This is a genomic window from Collinsella aerofaciens (genome assembly GCF_039758965.1).
GTDB classification, from domain to species: domain Bacteria; phylum Actinomycetota; class Coriobacteriia; order Coriobacteriales; family Coriobacteriaceae; genus Collinsella; species Collinsella aerofaciens_BR.
In genome coordinates, this window is the sequence record NZ_JBDMSL010000045.1 from 1 (window position 1) to 3,196 (window position 3,196).

Sequence of the window (3,196 nt, forward strand, 5' to 3'; positions counted from 1 at the left end):
AACGCAGAGTCGGGCCGCGCCACGGTCTTCGGCTACCACGTGGACGACCCCGAGCGCTTCGGCGTCGTGGAGTTCGACGGGGAGGGCAGGGCCGTCTCCATCGAGGAGAAGCCCGAGCGCCCCAAGAGCTCCTACGCCGTCACCGGCCTGTACTTCTACCCGGGCGACGTCGCCGCCAAGGCGCATAGGGTCGAGCCCTCCGCGCGCGGCGAGCTGGAGATCACCACGCTCAACCAGATGTACCTGGAGGAGGGGACGCTGTCCGTGGTCACCCTCGGCCGCGGCTACGCGTGGCTGGACACCGGCACCATGGAGAGCCTCCACGAGGCCGCGGAGTTCGTCCGCGCCGTGGAGCACTCCCAGGACCTGCCCGTGTCCGTGCCCGAGGAGATCGCCTGGGAGAACGGTTGGATCACGACCGCCGAGCTGGAGGAGGCCGCCGAGGCCTACGGCAAGTCGGTCTACGGGCAGCACCTGAAGAAGGTCGCCGCCGGCGAGATCGTCAATAGCCCGCGCGAGTACTAGCGCAAGCTTGTTTTCTTTTAGGGGTCACCGTTTATCTGGTGGCCCCTTTCGTTATGATTACGTTGACCATAAAGACAATATGATTGGGAGTGGATGTGTTAAGCGTCTACTTTGGCGATATGCCAGAAGCGATTTACAACACAGCGACATATTTCAAAAACTCTTACCGGTCTTCTTGGATTACGGATCCCTATGCAGTCTCGATAATTAAAGATGTCGATCGATCGGTTGTTGTCTCCGAAAACGTCATCGAAAGCCCTGTGCTTGGATCCATCTCCCCACTCCAGCTTTCTGGTGGCGTGAAAACGCTGCTGCTTATGAGATTTGATCGTAAGCATATTTTTAACGCTTCTACCTGTGGTGACAACTGTGCCAAGTGGATTCTCGACATGGCGAAAGACCGCAAGCTCGTTGTGAATCTCTATCATGTGATGGACTTTGGTCGCGAGGATTTTAAAATTAAAGTCGTGAATAGCGGCCGAATCGTTCACAACATGGCCGATTTGATTCACGAGTCGATTCCGTATCTGTAGGTGCTGCTTATGAACGGTTCGCATCTTGTTAAGATTTCCCGCCGTAGGGGAACCAAGTACACATTTACCATCAAGCGGAACATCACTATTGTGCGTGGCGATAGCGGCACGGGTAAGACGACGCTGTTTGACATGGTCGCAGACTACATGCGAACGGGCGAGCAGTCGGGCGTTTCCTTGCAATGCGATTGTCCCTGTGTCGCCCTGACCGATTATGATTGGCGAAACCAGCTTTCGTCCGTTCATGACTCGATTGTATTTGTCGATGAGGGCTTAAAAGAGATCCATTCTGATGAGTTTGCCCATCATGTGCTGTATTCCTCGAATTATTTCGTGCTGATCTCAAGGGCTGATTTCCCCAATCTTCCGTATAGCGTGGATGAGATTTACAAGATTAAGACGAGCGGAAAATACCATTCTTTCGTCCCTGTTTATCAAGATCGCGGGAATCATCGTTATGCTATTTCCCGGTCGGCGCCAAAACAGGACTTTTCTATCCTTCTATGCGAGGACAGTAAGTCTGGTTTCCAGTTCTTTAAACGGCATTTTGCTGACAGTGAGCTTACCTGTACTTCGGCCATGACGAACAGCGCGATTTTGGGCTGGTTGGATCAGCATCTCGACGATCGCGTGTTTGTTGTCGCGGACGGGGCGGCATTTGGGTGCTATGCGGACCGCGTCCTTAAGCTGCAAGACATTCACCGCGATACTGTTACGGTTTGTCTTCCCGAATCATTCGAGTGGCTTCTACTGAGCTCCGGCGTAATTTCAGGGCTAGATGTTAAGACGGTTTTGGAAACCCCAGAAGCCTTTGTAAACAGTGAGAAGTTTAAAAGCTGGGAGGATTTCTTCTATAAGTACTTACGTGAAATAACTGGGGATTCGGTTTTTCACTACGACAAAGACTGCATTTCGGAGGCGTTTTGTACAGGAGGTAATTCTGCGAAGGTTATGGCTCTTATCGCATGCCGAAATGTCCGATAGTTTTGTTGAATAGCGTCGCGGCGTCACTTCCTGCGGCATACTAAAGAAGCTGTACATGCTTCAGATTGGATTTTCATGTCTGAGATTTTCGAACCCAAGAATATCATCGTCACTGGCGGCTGCGGCTTCATCGGCAGCAACTTCGTGCACTACGTGGTCAACAACCACCCCGAGGTGCACGTCACCGTCCTGGACAAGCTGACCTACGCCGGCAACCCCGAGAACATCGCGGGCCTGCCCTCCGACCGCGTGGAGCTCGTCGTGGGCGACATCTGCGACGCGGAGCTCCTGGACCGCATCGTCCCGGGCCACGACGCCATCGTGCACTACGCCGCGGAGTCCCACAACGACAACTCCATCGCCGACCCCGAGCCCTTCCTGCGCACGAACGTCGAGGGCACCTTCCGCCTGCTGGAGGCCGTCCGCAAGTACGGCATCCGCTACCACCACGTCTCCACCGACGAGGTCTACGGCGACCTGGCGCTCGACGACCCGGCCAAGTTTACCGAGGAGACGCCGTACCACCCGAGCAGCCCGTACTCGAGCACCAAGGCGTCCTCTGACATGCTGGTCCGCGCCTGGACCCGCACCTACGGCTTGCGCACCACGATCTCCAACTGCTCCAACAACTACGGCCCCTACCAGCACGTGGAGAAGTTCATCCCCAGGCAGATCACCAACATCATCGACGGCGTGCGCCCCAAGCTCTACGGCCGCGGCGAGAACGTCCGCGACTGGATCCACACCGAGGACCACTCCTCGGCCGTCTGGGACATCCTCACCAAGGGCCGCATGGGGGAGACCTACCTCATCGGCGCCGACGGCGAGAAGAACAACATCACGGTCCTGCGCATGATCCTGGAGGCGATGGGGAAGGACCCCGAGGACTTCGACTGGGTCGCCGACCGCCCCGGCCACGACCGCCGCTACGCCATCGACTCGACCAAGCTCCAGCGCGAGCTGGGCTGGAGGCCGGCCCACACCGACTTCGCCGAGGGGCTCAAGGCCACCATCGACTGGTACGTGGCCAACGAGTCCTGGTGGCGCCCGGCCAAGGAGGCCACCGAGGCCCGCTACCGCGCACAGGGCCAGTAGGCCGCATCCCGGCGAACCGCGCCGCGGGGCGCCCGCGCGGGGCCGCAGGGCATGGGGAT

The 3,196-nt window shown here is 57.5% G+C and carries 4 protein-coding genes; all 4 read left to right on the plus strand.

What is annotated here, in order from left to right:
* The coding region (locus tag ABHU32_RS09895; RefSeq protein ID WP_346979804.1) for a sugar nucleotidyltransferase at nt 1-525 on the plus strand (525 nt) is incomplete at its 5' end.
* Between the two features lie 95 nt (nt 526-620).
* Nucleotides 621-1,058, plus strand: coding sequence for a DUF4869 domain-containing protein (locus ABHU32_RS09900; RefSeq protein WP_022094783.1), 438 nt, complete (start codon nt 621-623; stop codon nt 1,056-1,058).
* Between the two features lie 9 nt (nt 1,059-1,067).
* Nucleotides 1,068-2,042 carry a hypothetical protein gene (locus tag ABHU32_RS09905; protein ID WP_117840298.1) on the plus strand — a complete coding sequence of 325 codons (975 nt, stop codon included), beginning with the start codon at nt 1,068-1,070 and terminating at the stop codon, nt 2,040-2,042.
* Nucleotides 2,043-2,117: 75 nt separating this feature from the next.
* On the plus strand, nt 2,118-3,137 hold the full coding sequence (gene rfbB, locus ABHU32_RS09910) for a dTDP-glucose 4,6-dehydratase (protein ID WP_346979805.1): 1,020 nt from the start codon (nt 2,118-2,120) through the stop codon (nt 3,135-3,137).
* The last annotated feature ends 59 nt before the right edge of the window (nt 3,138-3,196 follow it).